The 18298-nt window shown below is 39.7% G+C and carries 21 protein-coding genes; 4 read left to right on the top strand and 17 right to left on the bottom strand.

Going from position 1 to position 18298, the window contains the following annotated elements; all coding sequences use genetic code 11:
- Window positions 1–122: 122 nt before the first annotated feature.
- From ACED20_RS06560 to ACED20_RS06550, 3 genes are all read right to left on the bottom strand, one after another.
- A complete protein-coding gene (locus ACED20_RS06560; protein WP_029298198.1) occupies window positions 123–446 on the bottom strand; it encodes a DNA-directed RNA polymerase subunit omega in 324 nt (107 codons plus the stop codon).
- 43 nt (window positions 447–489) lie between these two features.
- The gene (locus tag ACED20_RS06555) at window positions 490–1485 is read right to left on the bottom strand and encodes an outer membrane protein assembly factor BamD (RefSeq protein ID WP_378103903.1); all 996 of its coding nucleotides are present in this window, start codon (window positions 1483–1485) and stop codon (window positions 490–492) included.
- A gap of 103 nt (window positions 1486–1588) precedes the next feature.
- Window positions 1589–2218 (bottom strand): TetR/AcrR family transcriptional regulator, encoded by a 630-nt coding sequence (locus ACED20_RS06550; protein WP_294199428.1) that lies wholly within the window; start codon window positions 2216–2218, stop codon window positions 1589–1591.
- A 96-nt stretch (window positions 2219–2314) separates the two neighbouring features.
- On the opposite strand from ACED20_RS06550, the gene ACED20_RS06545 reads away from it, so the two are divergent.
- The 4 genes from ACED20_RS06545 to ACED20_RS06530 all read left to right on the top strand — a co-directional run bounded on the left by ACED20_RS06545 (window position 2315) and on the right by ACED20_RS06530 (window position 4864).
- Entirely contained in the window at window positions 2315–2941 is a 627-nt protein-coding gene (locus ACED20_RS06545) for a TatD family hydrolase (RefSeq protein WP_294199429.1), read from the top strand.
- A complete protein-coding gene (locus ACED20_RS06540; RefSeq protein WP_294223743.1) occupies window positions 2934–3659 on the top strand; it encodes a tRNA threonylcarbamoyladenosine dehydratase in 726 nt (241 codons plus the stop codon). Before ACED20_RS06545 ends, ACED20_RS06540 begins: the two co-directional genes overlap by 8 nt.
- A gap of 122 nt (window positions 3660–3781) precedes the next feature.
- A complete protein-coding gene (rnpA, locus tag ACED20_RS06535; RefSeq protein ID WP_294199431.1) occupies window positions 3782–4156 on the top strand; it encodes a ribonuclease P protein component in 375 nt (124 codons plus the stop codon).
- 99 nt (window positions 4157–4255) lie between these two features.
- Window positions 4256–4864, top strand: coding sequence for a DUF4126 domain-containing protein (locus ACED20_RS06530; protein WP_294199432.1), 609 nt, complete (start codon window positions 4256–4258; stop codon window positions 4862–4864).
- Window positions 4865–4907: 43 nt separating this feature from the next.
- Here ACED20_RS06530 and ACED20_RS06525 read toward each other — a convergent pair whose 3' ends face one another.
- The 14 genes from ACED20_RS06525 to ACED20_RS06460 all read right to left on the bottom strand — a co-directional run bounded on the left by ACED20_RS06525 (window position 4908) and on the right by ACED20_RS06460 (window position 18295).
- A complete protein-coding gene (locus ACED20_RS06525; RefSeq protein WP_294229082.1) occupies window positions 4908–5096 on the bottom strand; it encodes a hypothetical protein in 189 nt (62 codons plus the stop codon).
- Between the two features lie 15 nt (window positions 5097–5111).
- Window positions 5112–7433 (bottom strand): hypothetical protein, encoded by a 2322-nt coding sequence (locus ACED20_RS06520; protein ID WP_378103897.1) that lies wholly within the window; start codon window positions 7431–7433, stop codon window positions 5112–5114.
- 1 nt (window position 7434) lies between these two features.
- Entirely contained in the window at window positions 7435–7986 is a 552-nt protein-coding gene (locus ACED20_RS06515) for an LptE family protein (protein WP_294199435.1), read from the bottom strand.
- Entirely contained in the window at window positions 7976–8665 is a 690-nt protein-coding gene (locus tag ACED20_RS06510) for a hypothetical protein (RefSeq protein ID WP_294290784.1), read from the bottom strand. Before ACED20_RS06510 ends, ACED20_RS06515 begins: the two co-directional genes overlap by 11 nt.
- A gap of 16 nt (window positions 8666–8681) precedes the next feature.
- A complete protein-coding gene (locus ACED20_RS06505; RefSeq protein ID WP_294199437.1) occupies window positions 8682–9977 on the bottom strand; it encodes a sigma-54-dependent Fis family transcriptional regulator in 1296 nt (431 codons plus the stop codon).
- Window positions 9978–10047: 70 nt separating this feature from the next.
- Window positions 10048–10479, bottom strand: a complete 432-nt coding sequence (locus ACED20_RS06500; RefSeq protein WP_294236605.1) for a hypothetical protein — start codon at window positions 10477–10479, stop codon at window positions 10048–10050.
- Entirely contained in the window at window positions 10463–11518 is a 1056-nt protein-coding gene (locus ACED20_RS06495; protein WP_378103895.1) for a YhcG family protein, read from the bottom strand. Before ACED20_RS06495 ends, ACED20_RS06500 begins: the two co-directional genes overlap by 17 nt.
- A complete protein-coding gene (gene miaB / locus ACED20_RS06490) occupies window positions 11518–12957 on the bottom strand; it encodes a tRNA (N6-isopentenyl adenosine(37)-C2)-methylthiotransferase MiaB (RefSeq protein ID WP_378103926.1) in 1440 nt (479 codons plus the stop codon). Before miaB ends, ACED20_RS06495 begins: the two co-directional genes overlap by 1 nt.
- 114 nt (window positions 12958–13071) lie before the next feature.
- Complete coding sequence (locus tag ACED20_RS06485; protein WP_378103894.1) at window positions 13072–13806, bottom strand: hypothetical protein; 735 nt, start codon at window positions 13804–13806, stop codon at window positions 13072–13074.
- Window positions 13793–14209, bottom strand: coding sequence for an energy transducer TonB (locus ACED20_RS06480; RefSeq protein ID WP_378103891.1), 417 nt, complete (start codon window positions 14207–14209; stop codon window positions 13793–13795). Before ACED20_RS06480 ends, ACED20_RS06485 begins: the two co-directional genes overlap by 14 nt.
- A 22-nt stretch (window positions 14210–14231) precedes the next feature.
- Window positions 14232–14732, bottom strand: a complete 501-nt coding sequence (locus tag ACED20_RS06475) for a hypothetical protein (RefSeq protein ID WP_294223769.1) — start codon at window positions 14730–14732, stop codon at window positions 14232–14234.
- A gap of 69 nt (window positions 14733–14801) precedes the next feature.
- Window positions 14802–16535 (bottom strand): thiamine pyrophosphate-dependent enzyme, encoded by a 1734-nt coding sequence (locus ACED20_RS06470; protein WP_378103888.1) that lies wholly within the window; start codon window positions 16533–16535, stop codon window positions 14802–14804.
- A 207-nt stretch (window positions 16536–16742) separates the two neighbouring features.
- Window positions 16743–17942 carry a diaminopimelate decarboxylase gene (gene lysA / locus ACED20_RS06465; RefSeq protein ID WP_294203785.1) on the bottom strand — a complete coding sequence of 400 codons (1200 nt, stop codon included), beginning with the start codon at window positions 17940–17942 and terminating at the stop codon, window positions 16743–16745.
- Window positions 17943–18085: 143 nt separating this feature from the next.
- Entirely contained in the window at window positions 18086–18295 is a 210-nt protein-coding gene (locus ACED20_RS06460; protein WP_294236610.1) for a DUF5808 domain-containing protein, read from the bottom strand.
- Window positions 18296–18298 lie beyond the last annotated feature (3 nt).

The following is an 18298-nucleotide window of genomic DNA, read 5'->3' as shown; positions in this document are numbered from 1 at the left end:
ATAAAAATAAACCCCTGTTTTTTATATTAAAAAAAACATTCTGTAAAACATATATTTTACAGAATGTTTTCCTATAATTTATCGAAGCATATTTAAAATATGTACGATAACAAAAGATGTACTTATTTTCTTTCTTCAGTTTTTCTGAAGTACACATCACCGTTCAACCACTCTTCAATAGCAATAGAAGTGGGTTTCGGAAGTTTTTCATAATGTTTGGAGATTTCAATCTGCTCTCTGTTTTCAAAAACTTCTTCCAATGTAGAATTGTGCACAGCGAATTCGTCAAGCTTATTGTGAAGTTCCGTACGGATTTCAGCGTTGATCTGCTCTGCTCTTTTTCCCATGATAACAATCGCTTCGTAGATTGAGCCTACTTTGTCTTCAATCTTATCTTTGTCGTACGTAATCGTATTTACTTCTGCTTTTGTATCTTTTACACTCATTTTGAGAATATTATTTTTTTATTTAAGTTCGCAAATTTACGAATTATCTTTGAATCTTGAAAGTGGCTGCCGGGGGAGGGGTATTTATGGCTGCACTGTCCCTCTGGATCTGCATAGCTTTCTTCTCGGCTTCTACCTGATCTTTTGCCTGCTGCTCGGTTTTAGACTTTTGTGCATTCTGGGCTTCCAATCTTTTCTGCTTTTCCGTTAAAGCGGCAATCCTGGCTTCGGTATTCTTTTTAACCACGACGAAATCTTTCTTTTCTTTTTCAAGTTTTTCCCTGAGGTCTAACACAGTTTTAGCGACTTCGGTATTCGGCATCTCTTTTTCCACCTGTCTGGTGAAAGCCAATGCACTTTCGATACGTTCATCTTTCAGGTCATATACGGATTTTGTCGCAAGTTCGTAACGGGATTTTACGATATAATCATAGATCTGCGGACGAAGCTTCGTGCTCGGAAAATCTTCAAGTACATTTTCAAAGGTAACATTGGAGGCTTTATAATCCCCCATTTTATAATACTGTTTTGCGTTTTCATACGCTTTGAATTCCAGCTTATAAGACAGTTCGTCAATAAGGGTACTGATATTTTTGGATCTTTCCGAATTCGGATAGTTGTTCAGGAAGTCCTGAAGTTCGTTGATCGCGGTCTGTGTAGTAGATTGGTCCAGGTTATAATCCATCGACCCCTCATAGTAGCATAATGCCGACATATAGGATGCTTCTTCCTTTCTTTTATCCTGAGGAAAGCTGATCGCGAAATTTTTAAACTGGTTTCCCGCTAATCTGTAATTTTTATCGTAGTAGTTTGCGTATGCAGAATTGAAAACCACATTAGGAGCATCATCCGTTCCCGCTACAAGGTTCGGAAGCCTGTCGTACAGTGCCAAAGCATTTTTCCACTTCTTTTTAGCAAAGTTTTCGTTGGCTGTCTTCAGGATAAGATTCTTATCCGCACTTCTCATTGCCTTTTCCTGCTTACTTACACAAGACACCACTACCGCTACAGCAAAAATACCTAAAATATATTTTTTCATATAAAAAATTCAACCGTTTTCGGATTACACAGCCGATTTACTAATTTGCAAAAATATAACTTTTTTATCAATAGATTTTTTTTTATGATTATTTAACGTAAATTTAGTCGGCAGCGTATCCTAAAATCGCAAAAACACTCATTAAAAGATTCATCCGTACTTTTTTCTCCGCTTCCTTCGCATAAGTTTCATCGTTTTTATTGGGAACATACAGTTCATAAAAGTTGCGGTTGCGAATCACGAATAAAGTAGAGCCGATAATGGTAGTCAGCACATCTTCCGGCTTAGGGGTAAAGGTAAATACACCGGATGCCACGCCCTTTTTAATAACTTCATCGAGTTTCTTGACAAACAGCTGATAGAAATCCATCAGTTCATCCTTCACGTGGTCCGTATGGCGCAATTCCTGGGTAACAAATCCGTGGAAATAATTGTACTTGAATAGCTGGGCGACAATGTATTTAATCATTTCCTTCATCTGCATTTCAGGCTTGCCATCTTTGATGGTATCGGCAAATCCTGAAAAATTCTCCCTGGTTTTCAGCACACGGTACTGATACAGGTAAGACATCATTTTTTCTTTAGACCCGAAGTAATAGGAGATCATGGCCACGTTAATGTTGGCCTTGGAACAGATATCCCTTACCGACGTCCCTTCGTAACCTTTTTTTGCAATCAGCTCTTCAGCAATGTCTAAAATGTGGATTTGTTTTTCTGTAAACTTTTTCTTCATGAATGCACTTTGAGTAAAGTTAAGGAATTTTTAACGGATTTATAAACGTTCGTTTAAGAATTTTACATTAAATATAAATTGTGGTATTTTTGGGATATGGAATTTTTTGATTTTCATCATCACAAAAGCAATAAGCCGAACGGAATTTACAATCTGGACATGAAATCCCTTCCTCCGGATTTCCCATACTCAATAGGCATTCATCCTAAAGATATAGAATCGGATCATATTGACAGACAAATGGAATGGCTCTGCGCGAATATTTCAGAACATTGCTTTGCCATCGGGGAATGCGGGCTGGATTCTTTTGCAGAAACGGATCAAAAAACCCAGGAAAAAGTTTTCTTAACCCAGATCCGGCTGGCCAATGAAATCAGAAAACCGATAATCATCCACTGCGTACGGAAATTTTATGAAGTGATTTCCTTAAAAAAACATGCAGAACAGCCGATGGTCATTCATGGCTTCAATAAAAAAGAAAGCATTGCAAAAGATTTGCTGAAAAATAATTTTTACCTGAGTTTTGGAAAAGCGGTTTTGTATAATTTATCTTTGCAAAATACTTTGAAAAGTATGCCTTTAGACAGAATATTCCTGGAAACCGACAATGACGATTTCGATATTGCAGAATTGTACCTGAAGGTTTCAGAGCTTAAAGGAATTTCGCTAGCGGCTTTGAATAAACAGATTACGGAAAATTTAGAAAGGATAAAAAATGGATAAATACTGGTTGGAAAGAACGGAACTTCTGATTAAGGAAGAAGGCTTGGAAAAATTAAACAAAGCAAACGTTCTGGTTGTAGGATTGGGAGGTGTCGGTTCTTTTGCCGCAGAATTTCTGGCCAGGGCCGGGGTCGGAAAAATGACGGTCGTCGATGGCGATACGGTAGATATTACCAATGTCAACAGGCAGCTGCCGGCTCTTCATTCCACTGTCGGGAAGCACAAGGTGGACGTGGTGGCTGAAAGGCTTTTAGACATCAATCCCCAGCTTCATCTTACCAAGATCAACGAGTTTCTGAATCCTGAAAGAATGGAAGAGGTGCTGGATGCCGACACCTTTGATTTCGTACTGGACTGTATCGACAGCGTTACACCCAAATTAAGCTTAATTATTGCGGCAAAAAGAAGAAGAATAAAAATCGTAAGCTCTATGGGAGCCGGCGGCAAAACCGATCCCAGTAAAGTATTGGTACGTGACATCAGTAAGACCGAACATTGCCATCTTGCCAGACAGATAAGAAAGAGGCTCAGAAAAGTAAAAATCGACAAAGGGATCCGATGTGTTTTCGCCAACGATATTCAGGATGAAGAAAGCCTGAAGATGACAGACGGAACCAATTATAAAAGATCTTTCTACGGTACCATAAGCTATATGCCTGCCATCTTCGGACTTTATGCAGCAGCAGAAGTGATCAATCATCTTATAGAAAAAGATTAATTATTCTTGAATTTCCGGAAATGCTGAAGATGATATGTTACTGTAAACAGCCTTCAGAAAATGTTATTTAAACACGGACAGGCTGCGTGAAAATAAAATATGCCTTATCTTTATACCCATACATGACAGACTTCACATATCCCAGAGCCGAAAAACTCAAGAAAAACACCGAGATCTCCTTACTTTTTGAAAAAGGTAAATGGAGAACGAACGGGAATCTGAGAATTATTATACTGAAGGATAAACCTTCAACTCCTGTTGAAAGCACGAAGTTTGCGGTTTCGGTCTCCAAAAAATATTTTAAAAGGGCTGTTCACAGGAACCGTATCAAAAGACTGCTGCGCGAATGTTACCGGCTGAACAAAGAGCTGTTTAAAGAGTCTTTCGGAGATAAAACAATGGCCATGCTGTTCTGGGTTTCTCCGGAAATGCCTGAAAAATTCCAGGAGGTAGAGACGCAATTTATTAAGCTCTGCAAAGCTCAACAAAAATCTTAGTTTCAGCTTTTACAGTCACTTCTGTAAATCCAGGAATCGATATTTAATTTTTATCGTACTTTTCGTATCTTAGGGGAAACAATTAATCTGAAAACTCACATGTCAGACCACATTCCCTATTTATCTTATCTCCTGAGCGCTTTTATCGGCATCGGGCTGGCTGCTGCCACGGGCTTCAGGGTATTTCTCCCGATGTTCGCCGTAAGCCTGGCATCTTACCTTCACTGGATCCCGATGAACGAAAGTTTTGAGTGGCTTGCCGGGCTGCCTACACTTATTACGACTGGTATTGCCACCGTCGTTGAGATTTTAGCCTATTATATCCCTTTTGTCGATCATTTGCTGGATACGGTTTCCGTACCCATGGCTACGGTCGCAGGATCGGTTTTATTTGCCAGCCAGTTTACAGAATTGGGAACCTTTCCGCAATGGGCATTGGGTTTAATTGCAGGCGGCGGAACTGCCATGACGATAAGTTCGGGATTTGCCGGGCTCCGTGCGGCTTCAACGGCCACAACCGGCGGACTTGGAAATTCATTAGTAGGAACTACGGAAACGGCCGGGGCCGGGATCATGGCCTTTCTGGCGATGGCAGCTCCTGTTATTGCCGCTGTATGCTCGATCATTCTTATCATCGGTGTCGTCTTTTTCGGAAGAACGCTTTGGCGAAGATTCAGAAAAAATAAAAATACCGCCAAGATAACATAAAAAACGGGGAAAAAATTTCCTCCGTTTTTTATTCAAGTAAATTTTACTTTGGTTTGGATAAGTTTCCCAAGACGATTCCCAAAGGCCCGACAACCGGGAGAAATAAAACCGCCAGATAAGGCAGAAGGCCCGATTTATTCCTGTATAAAAGCGTCATAGCATAAATATAGAGTACTACAACTGCTACAGCAGCAAACATAATGTGAAAAGCATTAATCGATAATATATTCATGGTATTTGTTTTTGGTTATCCTTTTGTTCGGAAATCTTTAATTTCCTGAATCTTTCCTTCATAGTATTTTTTCTTTTCAGGGGTTTTTCTGATCAGAATTTCAAATGCTTTAATAGCTTTTGTATAAAGTTTCTGCTCAAAATACAGGTTGGCCAATGTTTCTGTCATCAGATGCGAAATATCATCACCTTTTTCCCTGATGACAAAATTGCTTTCCTCTTTAAGCTGGCTTATCCTTGGATTATTTTCAATAAAGGTCTCGATCACCTTGTTTTTCAGCTCGGTTTTATCTTTTCTCGCCTCTTCATTCCTGTCGATTTTCAGCCAGCTCTGCCAGGTATTGATAAATCCGGGAACATTACTGTCAAAAGGATTTGACTTTGCCTTTTCGGATGGCTGTTCGTCAGGTTTACTAGTACTTTCTGTTTCAGCATCCTGCTTTTCATGATCAGACTGTTTTTTTTCAGACTGAGGAATTGTCCATCCGGAACCGAAGAATGAAACATTCATTACCGGTGCTTCTTCTTTCGTTTCCTCCGAAGCGGCCATGTTACTTTCTGCTTCAGGCTGTTCAGATGCTCCAACGGGAGCTTCAGGGATCACATTTTCAGGTTCAGAAATTTCTTCGGTTTGATTTAAAATTTCTTCTTCAGCTTCAGGCTCTCTATGTTGAGTCGTTTCCTGATGTACTTCTTGTTTAGGTTGTTCAGGAACGAACTGAGGGGCTTCCGCAGGTCTATTCAGCAAAGAATCCGGAATATTTGAGTCGAAAGCCATTGGTTTCCATGATCTTGTTTCCGGCTCTTTTTCTGCCGGAATTTCAGGGGCTTCCGCTTTTGTTTCTTCTTTTAATTCACCAATACTTTCAGATTCAGGCTCCTGTTTTTCTTCAATTTCCGGGTTTTCGGGTTCAGCAGGTTTTACTTCAAAATGCTGGGTTTCCGCAAAGCTGATATCATGCCCTGTATTTGCAGGCTCTTCTTCCTGTCTTTTAATTTCTTCGGAAGCCGCTCTTTCCTTCATTTTCTTCTCTACTTCTTCAATAAGGCGGCGCATTTCATCTTCATGTTTGCTGAGGTTCTGCTGAGGGATCTGATTGATGGTTTGACGTTCATTAGGCTGAATTTTTACTTCCGGCAGAAAAGATTCCGTGCCGTGGAAACTTAATTCGGATTGATCCTGAACGGCCTCTTCTACTGTTTCAGATGAGATTTCATCCTCGTTGATGATTTTTTCAGGCGTAAATTCTGCCACTTCCGGTATGCTATTTACATCTGAATTTTTTTCAGAATCCTTATTTACCGTTTCAGGTTCTTTTATTTCTTCTTTATCGTCAGCAGCAACCTGTATCTCAGGCATGAAAGCGTCGGTTTCATGGAAACTCAGCGCTGATTCATCGGAAATTTCTTCCTGCTCAGATTCACTATTTAAGTTTTCTTCCCCGATAACGGTTTCCGGTTTAAATTCCTCTGTCTTTTCCGCCTGTATATTTTCCGAACTTTGAGTGTCAGCACTAATTTCTTTGCTTTCTGCTTCTTCAGAACCCTCCTCCTGCATCGTATCCAGGATAACTTTTACTTCATGGAAATCCGCTTCGGATGGTTCCGTTTCCCTTTCCTGATCAACCGGCTCTGCCATTGCGGCCTCATTTTCTTTAATGGGATGCTCATCAGGTGTTTCGGAAGTGACATTTTCTGTCGGGTGATTTTCTTCCGAAACATCAGAAAGTTCTTCCTTCTTCTCCATTTTCTGGGTAACGATAGAGCCTGATTCCAGCGTGGATTCAAGATCTATGGTTTCCACCGTATCATCATTAAGGAAATTCTCTTCGCCCTCGAAAAGAATTCTGTTACGTTCTCCGTTTACGTAGATATGCTTGATTTCTTCTCTCGGAGGAGGAAGAATACGCGTTTCTTCCTGTTCTTGCTTTTCAGCGGTTTCCTGTTTTGGTAATTCGGCCGTTTCAGTTTCAGCCACAACCGGGTCTTCCCTTTTGATCGGAAAACTGCCTGCTTTGGCCTCATACAGAACTTTTAACGGATTTTCTGCAGAAACAGGTTTTTCCTGCACCGTTTCCTGCTTTATTTCAGGCTTCAAACGCTGCTGGATCTTACCGTTAATCAGCTGATACAGGATTTTTTTATCCGTAGTATAGGCTGCAGTAGTAGACAACACCCGCTGATAGTTTTCTTTATCATATAAATGTACCCCGTACAAGTATAATGCTCTGATATTCTGAACATAGGGAAAAGAATTAATCTCTTCTTTCAGAAGATTTAAATCTTCTGACTGAATATTTTTCGGGGTCTTTAATAATTCTAAAACTCTATGATTCATCTTACCAATTCGCTACAATATCGTTAAATATCTTGTTTATAATTCTGTCCGTCGCAATTTTAACCTGAGAAGATTCGATCTCAGACTGCGACAGGTTACTGTTGAAAACCGCCTCATCACTGTATGTCCTGTCGAAGCTGAAGTCCGGGTGAAGCTTATTTTCATAATGTACTTTCACCGTAATCGTCAGTTTGTTCTGGGATTGTTGTGTCACCCCGCCAGTATTCTGGTTGGTTACCGTATTGGAACCGATGGTGGTGGGAGTAATCGAGTAATCCGTAATTTCACCCTCTACCAGGATATCGGGGTTTTCTTTGGTTCCTTTCAGGGTTGTCCGTTGCAGAAAACGGTTCTGGATATCCGTGGAAAACTGCTGCGACAGGGTCGGGTTTACCAACGGTGCATTGTTCGGGAACTCGTTGATCTGAATGGTTTTTTCATCCGTAAGGGACGAACCGGTGAAGCTGTAGCAGGAGTTTAGCATTCCCAGGCACAGCAGCAAAAGCCAGAACTTCGGCTGCCTGATTTTGATATTCTTAATTTTAAAATTCATTTTTAATTCCAATTTCCTGAATTTCGTCATAGGTTACCTGCTTCATTGCATCTTCGTAAGCAAAATAGTGGCAGACATATACTAATGGTAATGTAAAAATAAGGCCAATAAAACAGGCAATTACCCCTAACTGTCCTAATATTCCGACAACCAATGAATATAGGAAAATCGTCAACAGGTTGCCTTTAGTCATAGTAACGGACATTTTCCATGCTGTTTTAACTTCTGTAATCCCGCCCAAAGAAATCAGCGCAGGCATATAAAAACCTTTTAAACAGACAATTAAAATGGCAATATATACAACAAACATATAAATCATAAAAACAAACGGAAGTCCTGCCGAAGCATCTCTGTCGGCCATAGACGGCATTATCACAATCATCGGGATATAGATTAGCATTACCCCTCCGATTAAAATTAACTGCAGGATAAAATACGGCGTAAACTGGTCAAAGTTAAAAATATCACCTGCGCTTACCTGTTTTCCGGACCTTAAATCCCGGCAGTATCTGTAGAAATTACCGATAGCGAGCAGCCCGCAGAACGGAATAATGCACATCAGCATACAGAGCAGAAAGGCCCCAAGAACACTCCCGAAATTATTTTTCATAAAATCAAATCCACTGCTGATGTATTCACCCAGTTTGAAATCGACAGGCCTTGCATTAATTTTCACCATAATTTAATTTTTTAGTTTATTCTTCTAAGTTATATTGTTTTATTTTTCTGTATAAAGTTCTCTGTGAAATCCCCAACTCATCCGCCGCTTTGTTTCTTCTGCCTTTATGCTTTTCCAGGGCCTTGATGATCAGATCTTTTTCATTATTCTGCAAAGACAGGGATTCCGGCCGGTTTTCTTCAATCTCAATGTCTTCGATGTCTTCATAGCTGTTTTCCGGTTCGGACATGATCGTCGGATTCTGGATGACAGGATTCGTGTTGCTATTATTTTCAAAATAAAGCAATGAACCCGGGGCTACATTTTGTTGCTGAGTCTCGGGCGTATAAATCCTGTTGATTAAGTTTTTTTCATGATTACTCAGATCCGAAGTCCCTCGGTTCTTTATGAGTTCCGAAGTTAAGGATTTTAAATCATTAATATCGTTTCTCATGTCAAACAGAATTTTGTACATAATTTCCCTTTCGCTTCCGAAGTCGTTCTGCTTCTGGCTGTTGGGCGTATTCACCACCATTGGAAGGTGGGATTCCATCGGGATGTACTCTGCCAGTTTTTCAACCGTTACATGCCGCTCTCTTTCCACAACGGTCATTTGCTCAACCAGGTTTCTAAGTTGACGGACATTTCCGGGGAAGGTATAATTTTCGACGTAATGCACAGCACTGGGATCCAGCTCCAGTTCAGGCATCCTGTATTTTTCTGCAAAATCGATAGCAAATTTCCGGAACAGCAAATGAATATCGCCCTTTCTTTCTCTTAACGGCGGCATATCGATCTGTACGGTATTCAGACGATAGTACAGGTCCTCCCGGAATCTTCCGTCCTGGATAGCCTTCATCATATTGACATTGGTTGCCGCTACGATTCTTACATTCGTTTTTTGCACCTGTGAAGAGCCTACTTTCATGAATTCTCCGCTTTCCAGTACCCGAAGTAAACGGACCTGCGTCTGTAAAGGCAGTTCTCCCACCTCATCCAGGAAGATCGTTCCGCCATCGGCGACCTCAAAGTATCCCTTCCGGGTTGTTGTTGCTCCGGTAAATGCTCCTTTCTCGTGTCCGAACAATTCAGAGTCGATGGTACCTTCCGGAATGGCTCCGCAGTTTACCACAATATAAGGCTGATGTTTTCTTTTGGATTCCGAATGGATGATTTTAGGGATAAATTCTTTCCCGACACCGCTTTCCCCGATCACGAGAACCGAAATATCGGTAGGGGCTACCTGGATGGCTTTTTCCAGAGCGCGGTTTAAAGCCGGAAAGTTTCCGATGATCCCGAAACGGTTTTTTATATTTTGCAAATCGTTGCTCATAAGTAAATTTTTAGATTATTTTTCGCAGTTTCCTGCAGTTTGATTAATTTTTTAAATAATTTCTCTTAAATTAACCTATCTCACTTAAATAATCTTTGTTTCTGACTTTTGAAACTTTTGTTTTAAAATATAAAATTTTAGCAAAAAACAGCTCTCTGTTTTTTCTTTCGAATTTTTTGAGAATTAAAGCATGCTTTTTTTTCTGAGAAAAGTCTGCTTGTAATGTATGTTTGTAGAAAGTTTTTCCTTCGTATACTTTAAAAATTGTACCGATAAGATCAATAGCATTCCGCTTCTGACTGATTCCGAAATATTGTCCGGCATTTCCTTCTGTATAGACCTTTTCTGCTCCTTCATCATGCTGATGTAAAATCTGATGATACAGCTCGTACAATTGCTTACAATCTTCACTTTCAGCATTTCCGTTATTGATCTGGGCAGAAATATTACTGCAGATAATTACCAACAATACACTTAGGCAATATTTATGAAATTTTTCCATTGTCTGAGTTTAAAATGTTAATAAAATCTTCTTTACTTGGTAATACTGTAAAATATTTACTTGCAAAAATCTGTTCGTTGTTCTCTGGTAAGGTATATTGTACAAGAGCCTCGCTTTTATCCTGGCAAAGAATAATCCCTATGGTTTTATTTTCATCTTCAAGGCGTTTTTCACGATCATAATAATTTACATACATCTGCATCTGGCCGATATCCTGGTGCTTTAATTCCCCGATTTTCAGATCGATCAATACAAAACATTTCAAAATCCTGTTATAAAATACCAGATCGATGTAAAAATGCTTTTCTTCAAAAGTAATCCTTTGCTGTCTTCCGGCAAATGTAAAACCATTTCCCAATTCCAGCAGAAAATGTTCTAATTTATCAATTAATTCAGATTCAAGATCGTTTTCGGAATAATCCGGTTTTTCAGATAAGCCTAAAAATTCCAGGATATACGGGTCTTTAATCAGGTCTTTGGGTTTTTCTATAATCTGCCCTTTTTCAGCAAACTGAAGAATTTCTTCCTTATTCTTACTTAACGACAGTCTTGTATATAAAGCAGAGTCATACTGTCTTTGCAGCTCCCTTAAGCTCCAGTTGTTTTTATCGCTTTCTATTTCGTAAAAACTTCTTTCATTTGGATCTTTAATCCGCATCAATTTCAGATAATGAGACCATGAAAGGTTGAATTTAATAAGTGAAGACTGTTGAATGGTATTTATATTTTCAGATTCCGCAGACAGTGTCTGCGGAATTGAATAAGACAAATAAAAATGTCTCATTTGCTCTAAATTCCTCTGAGAAAACCCCTTACCGAATCTTTTGGTAAGATGTAAAGACAAATCTTTCAGAACTGCCTTGCCATACTCAGCCCGGCTTTCACCATGCTGCTCATCCTCCACAATCATTCTTCCGACTTCAAAGTAGGTAAGCACAATGGTCTGATTAACGGCAACGACAACTTTATTCCTTGCATTTTCGAGCAATGCGGAAATATTCTTTAAAAGCTGTTCATTGGTTAATCCTTCAGGCATCATTATTTTGAAACAGTTTCCCCTAAAAGTGTGCCCTGTGTATTGTCAAAAACAAAAACATCCACAATGTCACCAATTTTCTGGCCTTCCAGTTTATCGAAAACACAAACGGCATTCTGGGAGTTTCTTCCTTTCCACTGGTTTTCATTCTTTTTGGAAGTTCCTTCAATCAGGACCTGATGAACTCTTCCTACATAGGATTTCATCCTGTTTCTGGACAGTTCCCCCTGTAAAGCAATCACTTCCGCCAGACGTCTTTGTTTAACATCAGCCGGAATATTGTCCTCCATTTTCTTATGCGCCGGTGTTCCCGGTCTTTCGGAGTAGGCAAACATATACCCGTAGTCGTATTCCACTTCCCTCATCAGGCTTAACGTATCCTGGTGATCTTCTTCCGTTTCGTTGCAGAAGCCTACGATCATATCCTGGGAAAATGCAACTTCCGGAACAATTTCTTTGGCTTTTTTAATTAAATCAAGATATTCTTCACGGGTATGTTGCCTGTTCATCGCTTCAAGCATATGATTGCTTCCGCTCTGCACCGGTAAGTGAACGTATTTACAGATATTATCGTGTTTCGCCATCATTCTGAACACCTCCAGGCTCATGTCCTGCGGGTTGGATGTCGAGAAACGGATTCTCATTTCCGGAACCGCTTTCGCTACCAGATCAAGTAATTGGGCAAAATTGACAGCCGTTGCCTGCTGCATCTCAGAAGCTTTGGCAAAATCTTTTTTGGGCCCGCCTCCATACCAAAGGTAAGAGTCTACATTCTGGCCTAACAACGTAATTTCTTTATAACCACTGTTCCAAAGATCTTTGCATTCTTCTAAAATGGAATGCGGATCGCGGCTTCTTTCACGGCCTCTGGTAAAAGGGACTACACAGAAGGTGCACATATTATCGCAGCCTCTGGTAATGGTAACATAAGCCGTAACTCCATTGCCGCCCAGACGGACCGGATTGATATCCGCGTAAGTCTCTTCCTTTGAAAGAATAACATTGATGGCATCCCTACCGTCTTCCGTTTCCTTCAGAAGATTCGGTAAATCTCTGTAAGCATCCGGACCAACAACAAGATCAACCAACTGTTCTTCTTCCAGGAATTTGGTTTTTAATCTTTCCGCCATACAGCCGAGAACCCCCACCGTCATGTTCGGTTTTTCTTTTTTCAGGTTTTTAAACTGGGACAGGCGCATCCTTACGGTCTGTTCCGCCTTTTCACGGATGGAACAGGTGTTTAAAAGGATTAGGTCTGCCTCTTCAACTTTCAGTGTTGTATTGTAGCCATGTTCATTTAAAATGGACGCAACAATTTCAGAGTCAGAGAAATTCATCTGACAACCGTAGCTCTCTAAAAACAATTTCTTTGAGTTTCCGTCTTTTTCCGCAATGGCAAAAGCTTCGCCCTGTTTGGTTTCGTCTATATATTTTTCCTGCACGATAATCGGTTTAAAGTTCAACGTTTAAAAATTTAAGGTTATCCGAACCCTGAATTTTTGTTTTGAACATATTGAATTTGCAAAGATACAAAATATTGTGACAGAATGGCAGGATTATCTTTCATAGAAATTCGTAGAAAAATCCATGGGGAACACTATTTTTTGTTTTATCGGAATATTGGAATATAATGCGGGCTTCCACATTTTTTTGAGACGGGATAAAGTTCTCAAAAAATCTACATTAAATTTTCGGTCATAAATTTCCGGATATATTCTTGGACTGGTAATAAATCCATTTTTATCAACATAGAATTCTAAATTAATGGTGCCATTGATATGGTAGTCTGCGAATAAACTCATGAATTCATCATGGAAGTCCTCCCTGAATTTTTCATATCCTCCGGGATATTTGGCAGAAATCATAAAGCTGTTCGCATTATAGTTCTGCTGGTAATTATCCACCACATCCTTCGGATACAAAACAAATTCTGCAAGAGCTCCTAATTTTTCCCCTTTTACTTCTGCCGGTTTCCAGTTTTTTAAATTTTTAAGTAACTCCAAGGAAATATCATACGCACATTTATTCTTACTAATATTAGCTGTATCGGAATCTTTTACAAGTTTAACGACAGCATCTTTTGTAATAATAAATCTTGGCTGATATATTTCCTGATCGCCACATTTTTTAACGTTATTTTTAATTAAGTAATCATGAGATTCTTTATAGAAATTAACCAAGCCTCCTTCATAAAAATCCTGGCCTTTAGGATACACATCCAGAATTTGTGCTGTACAGGAAGAAATAATTATGATTGCAATACAACTCAAAAGCCTTTTAATCATGGTCATAAGTGTTATGGCTAAAATTTACTTTCATAACAAATTTAGAATCTACCGGGACTCCATTTTGAAGCGCTGCCTTCCATTTGCCTTTTACTTTTTTGGCAGCGTACTTTATGTCATCAATAAACATTTCATTGTTTTTAAACTTCGGAAGTATATCGATGTTGCTGATTTTACCTTTAGGATCGATATTAAAGATGAAGGTCACTTTTCCCTGAACCGCATATAAAGCCATATCAATGTACGCATGAACCATATTCATAAATTCCTGCTTAAAGGCTTCGTCACCACCCGGGAATTCCGCTTTCTGATAATCTGCTATTGCAGTTTGTGGCTGAGCATTATTTGACTGCGAAAAACCCTTACTGCTGAAAAGCAATAAAGGCAATAGTAAAAGATATTTTTTCATGGTTAAAATAGGAGCGTAAATTTTATATATCTGTTGAGATTGAAGATAAGTTCATTTTAATTTTAATCTGGGAAGTTACAGGCTGCCCGTTGCAGGTAGCGGGAATCCAGTTTTTCCTGATCCTCCGTACCACATATTTCATATCGTCAAAGAAAACCTGACTGTTGGCTACTTTCGGGGTTCCTTCAATGTTCTTTACCTTACCTTTGTCATCTACAGTAAGGGTAAAGGTAAAATCACCGTTCAGAACATAGAAGTCCGTATTCAGGTAAACGTACATATATTTCCTCAGCATTTCCTTGTAAGCCGAAACCCCTCCTTCGAAGCTTGCTGCTTTAAAATCTTTACAGTTTTTTACGGCCACCTGAAGCAACGGTTCTTTAATATCTATTTTCAGGATGTTTTTGTTGTTTTCGATAATAAAATTATCATCCCTTTCTTCAACATCATTAAACTGTGCAAAAGCAGAACCTGATATCAGAAGGGTCAGCAGCACGAAAAGTGTTTTTAAAGAATTTTTCATACCTATAAATTTATTAGACAAAGATAATATTTAAAAGCTCTGATAAAAGATGATCAGGCTTATTTTGGACTACAGAATATCTTTAATATGCTTGTAATTGCTTTTCACGGTATCAAGTACTTCTTCCATTTTCCCACCCAGCATCAGCTGCGCCATGGATTTCGTCATTCCCAGTACCTGATTCGCTTCGATTTTAGGCGGTAACGCCAAAGCATTCGGATTTGTAAAAATATTCAACAGATACGGCCCGTTATAATCCAGGCACTCCTTTATCGCATTTTCCACCTCTTCCGGCTGATGGATGTTTTTTCCGGGATACCCCATCGCATGGGCAATCATAGCAAAATCCGGATTTACCATATCGGTCTCATTATCCGGCATTCCGCCGACCTCCATCTCCAGCTTTACCATTCCCAGGGACCTGTTATTGAAAACGATAATTTTTACCGGTAATTTATATTGGAAGATGGTAGCCATATCCCCTAACAGCATTGATAATCCGCCATCACCACACATGGCAATCACCTGCCTGCCGGGATAAGCCAGTGAAGCCCCGATCGCCATCGGCATCGCGTTGGCCATGGAACCGTGATTGAAGGAACCCAACATTTTCCGTTCTCCCGTTCCTGTAATATATCTTGCACCCCAGACACAGCACATTCCCGTATCTACGGTGAAAACAGCATCTTTCGCAGCAAGCTTATCCAGCGTATGGGCAACGAATTCCGGCTGGATTCCGTTTTCGGTACCGTAATCCTTTACGTAAGTCAGTTGGCTTTCTTTTACTTTTTCATAAAATTCCAGCTGCTGCTTCAGGAAAGCCGTGTCGGTTTTCTCCTGTAATAAGGGCAATAATGCTTTAATAGTTTCTTTTACATCACCGGTAAGGCCTAATTCGAGTTTTGCTCTTCTGCCCAGTCTTTCCGGGCTTTCATCAACCTGGACGATCTTGTTTTTTACCGGCATGAATTTATCGTAAGGAAAATCGGTACCTAAAAGAATGAGCAGATCCGCTTCGTGCATGGCATGATGCGCTGAAGGAAGACCCAAAAGCCCGGTCAGCCCTACTTCATTCGGATTATTGGGCTGGATTGACATTTTTCCACGGAAAGAATATCCTACGGGAGCCTTTAAATATTTGGATAATTCCACTACTTCCGCATTGGCATTTTCTGCACCGATGCCACAGTAGATGGTTACTTTTTCACTTTCATTTATAAGAGCTGCAAGCTGGCTAAGCTCTTCATCCGATGGACGGATGATCGGATTCGTTTTAAAAATTTTATTGGAAGTGGTCGCAGGTTCCGCATCAAGCTCGGAAACATCACCCGGAAGACCGATAACGGCAACTCCTTTTTTGGAAATCGCATGCTGAATGGCCGTCTGAAGTGTTCTTTGCACCTGTTCCGGCCTGGTGATCATCTGGTTGTAATAGCTGCAATCATCAAATAATTTAATGGTATTTGTTTCCTGAAAATAAGCCATTCCCATTTCTTCGCTGGGAATAGTGGAAGCAATCACCAGCATGGGCACGTGAGAACGATGCGCTTCGTAGACTCCGTTGATCAGGTGAACGTGTCCCGGCCCACAGCTTCCCGCGCATACGGCAAAACCATCCAGCTCCGCTTCCGCAGCAGCGGCATAGGCTCCCGCTTCTTCGTGGCGCACGTGGATCCATTCGATACTGCTTTTCTTAACGGCGATGTTTAAATGATTAAGGCTGTCGCCTGTTACGGCGTAAATTCTTTTCACATTGGCGCTTTCCAGCATCTCCACAATTTGCTCTGCAATATTTTTAGCCATTTTATATTTTTTTGGTGTTATTTAAAGAAAATGATCTAAACAGATCGATGATATAAGCTGTAAAGATTATGCCATTTGAAAATATTTTCAATAAAAAAAGGCCTTGTTGAAAACAACAAAGCCCTTGGTTACATTTTACATTAAATATTTTATTTTGAAAAATCCGTCCTGGTCAAACAGGCATACTCTTCAAATTTTGTCATTGACTTACAATACTTCAATCTGATTTTTAAGAAGATCCTCAAATTCATCCCTTCTTCTGATCAGATGCGCTTTTCCATCCATGAATAAAACTTCAGCCGGCTTCAAACGGGAATTGAAGTTTGAACTCATCTCAAAACCATAGGCTCCCGCATTGTAGAATGCAAGAATATCTCCTTCCCGTACCTCATTCAGTTTTCGGTCCCATGCAAAGGTGTCGGTTTCGCAAATGTTCCCGACCACCGTGTAAATTCTTTCCGCTCCTTTAGGATTGGACAGGTTTTTAATAACATGATAAGAATCGTAGAACATCGGACGGATCAGGTGATTGAATCCTGAATTGACACCAACGAAAACCGTAGCGGTAGTCTGTTTGATTACATTTGCCTTTACCAATAAATATCCGCTTTTTCCAACAAGGAATTTACCGGGTTCGAACCACAATTCGAATTTCTTGCCGGTAGACTCGGAAAATTCGGAAATCTTCTGTTCCACTTTTTTACCTAACGTTTTCACATCGGTTTCTTCCTCGGTATCCTGATACGGGATTTTAAAACCACTTCCCATATCCAGGTACTTTAGATTCGGGAATTGTTCAGACAGTTCCAGCATAATGTCCAGAGCCTGAAGGAATACATCCGGATCTTTAATCTCACTTCCCGTATGCATATGAAGACCTTCTACGTTGAGGTTTGTAGATTTCATTACTCTTTCGATGTGACGCACCTGGTGGATAGAAATCCCGAATTTGCTATCGATATGCCCGGTAGAAATCTTATAGTTTCCTCCGGCAAAAATATGCGGATTGATCCTTACCAAAATCGGATAGGTATTTCCGTATTTGTTCCCAAACTGCTCCAGGATAGATATGTTATCGATATTGATATGAACTCCGAAAGTCATTGCCTCTTCGATTTCAGCCAGATCTACGCAATTGGGTGTAAATAATATATTTTCTTTCGCGAAACCGGCTTTTAAACCGAGTTTTACTTCATTAATAGAAACACAATCCAGAGAAGCTCCCAGGTTCTTGACGTACTTCAGTATGTTGATATTGGTTAACGCCTTGGCAGCGTAGAAGAACTTAGTATGTTTCAAAAAAGAGGATGTAAGTTTTTCATATTGAATTTTGATTGATTCAGCATCATACACGTACACCGGTGTGCCAAACTCATTGGCAATCTTCAGCAATTCTTTTGGATTCATAATTAATAAGTAAAAAACTCTTTTTTTGTAATTAAAGAAAGGGCAAAGGTAGTAAGAAATTGTTAATAATTTAAAACCAATGAGACAGAAGATTATGCTTATCTTTTCAATTAAACAGAATAAAATGCTTTTTAAATGCGATTTTAAAGAATTTTATTTTTATTATTTAAACAAAAACCAATTATAAAAATGAGAAGCAGAATTATCAAAAACACAATGACAGAGCGTGGATTCGCGAAGTTCACCGTCCATCCGAAACCATATCGTTTAGGGGGAAACAACCTTTTATCCTGTTTATTATAGTAAAAGAGACCAAACTTCCATTGGGGCGGATTTTTATAAAACGGATTCATAAA

The sequence above is a fragment of the Chryseobacterium sp. sg2396 genome (assembly GCF_042610505.1).
Lineage (GTDB): Bacteria > Bacteroidota > Bacteroidia > Flavobacteriales > Weeksellaceae > Chryseobacterium.
Note: the sequence above shows the minus strand (reverse complement) of the source record. Positions and strands in the feature narration are given on the sequence as shown.

What these genes read in the sequence shown, in the direction of transcription:
- ACED20_RS06475 (WP_294223769.1), bottom strand. Translation starts at nt 14,732, where the DNA reads ATGAAAAATTCTTTAAAAACACTTTTCGTGCTGCTGACCCTTCTGATA.
- ACED20_RS06495 (WP_378103895.1), bottom strand. Translation starts at nt 11,518, where the DNA reads ATGATGCCTGAAGGATTAACCAATGAACAGCTTTTAAAGAATATTTCC.
- rnpA (WP_294199431.1), top strand. Translation starts at nt 3,782, where the DNA reads ATGACAGACTTCACATATCCCAGAGCCGAAAAACTCAAGAAAAACACC.
- ACED20_RS06510 (WP_294290784.1), bottom strand. Translation starts at nt 8,665, where the DNA reads ATGGTGAAAATTAATGCAAGGCCTGTCGATTTCAAACTGGGTGAATAC.
- ACED20_RS06515 (WP_294199435.1), bottom strand. Translation starts at nt 7,986, where the DNA reads ATGAATTTTAAAATTAAGAATATCAAAATCAGGCAGCCGAAGTTCTGG.
- ACED20_RS06505 (WP_294199437.1), bottom strand. Translation starts at nt 9,977, where the DNA reads ATGAGCAACGATTTGCAAAATATAAAAAACCGTTTCGGGATCATCGGA.
- ACED20_RS06550 (WP_294199428.1), bottom strand. Translation starts at nt 2,218, where the DNA reads ATGAAGAAAAAGTTTACAGAAAAACAAATCCACATTTTAGACATTGCT.
- ACED20_RS06485 (WP_378103894.1), bottom strand. Translation starts at nt 13,806, where the DNA reads ATGACCATGATTAAAAGGCTTTTGAGTTGTATTGCAATCATAATTATT.
- ACED20_RS06470 (WP_378103888.1), bottom strand. Translation starts at nt 16,535, where the DNA reads ATGGCTAAAAATATTGCAGAGCAAATTGTGGAGATGCTGGAAAGCGCC.
- ACED20_RS06460 (WP_294236610.1), bottom strand. Translation starts at nt 18,295, where the DNA reads ATGAATCCGTTTTATAAAAATCCGCCCCAATGGAAGTTTGGTCTCTTT.
- ACED20_RS06545 (WP_294199429.1), top strand. Translation starts at nt 2,315, where the DNA reads ATGGAATTTTTTGATTTTCATCATCACAAAAGCAATAAGCCGAACGGA.
- ACED20_RS06555 (WP_378103903.1), bottom strand. Translation starts at nt 1,485, where the DNA reads ATGAAAAAATATATTTTAGGTATTTTTGCTGTAGCGGTAGTGGTGTCT.
- ACED20_RS06540 (WP_294223743.1), top strand. Translation starts at nt 2,934, where the DNA reads ATGGATAAATACTGGTTGGAAAGAACGGAACTTCTGATTAAGGAAGAA.
- ACED20_RS06520 (WP_378103897.1), bottom strand. Translation starts at nt 7,433, where the DNA reads ATGAATCATAGAGTTTTAGAATTATTAAAGACCCCGAAAAATATTCAG.
- ACED20_RS06560 (WP_029298198.1), bottom strand. Translation starts at nt 446, where the DNA reads ATGAGTGTAAAAGATACAAAAGCAGAAGTAAATACGATTACGTACGAC.
- ACED20_RS06530 (WP_294199432.1), top strand. Translation starts at nt 4,256, where the DNA reads ATGTCAGACCACATTCCCTATTTATCTTATCTCCTGAGCGCTTTTATC.
- ACED20_RS06500 (WP_294236605.1), bottom strand. Translation starts at nt 10,479, where the DNA reads ATGGAAAAATTTCATAAATATTGCCTAAGTGTATTGTTGGTAATTATC.
- lysA (WP_294203785.1), bottom strand. Translation starts at nt 17,942, where the DNA reads ATGAATCCAAAAGAATTGCTGAAGATTGCCAATGAGTTTGGCACACCG.
- ACED20_RS06525 (WP_294229082.1), bottom strand. Translation starts at nt 5,096, where the DNA reads ATGAATATATTATCGATTAATGCTTTTCACATTATGTTTGCTGCTGTA.
- ACED20_RS06480 (WP_378103891.1), bottom strand. Translation starts at nt 14,209, where the DNA reads ATGAAAAAATATCTTTTACTATTGCCTTTATTGCTTTTCAGCAGTAAG.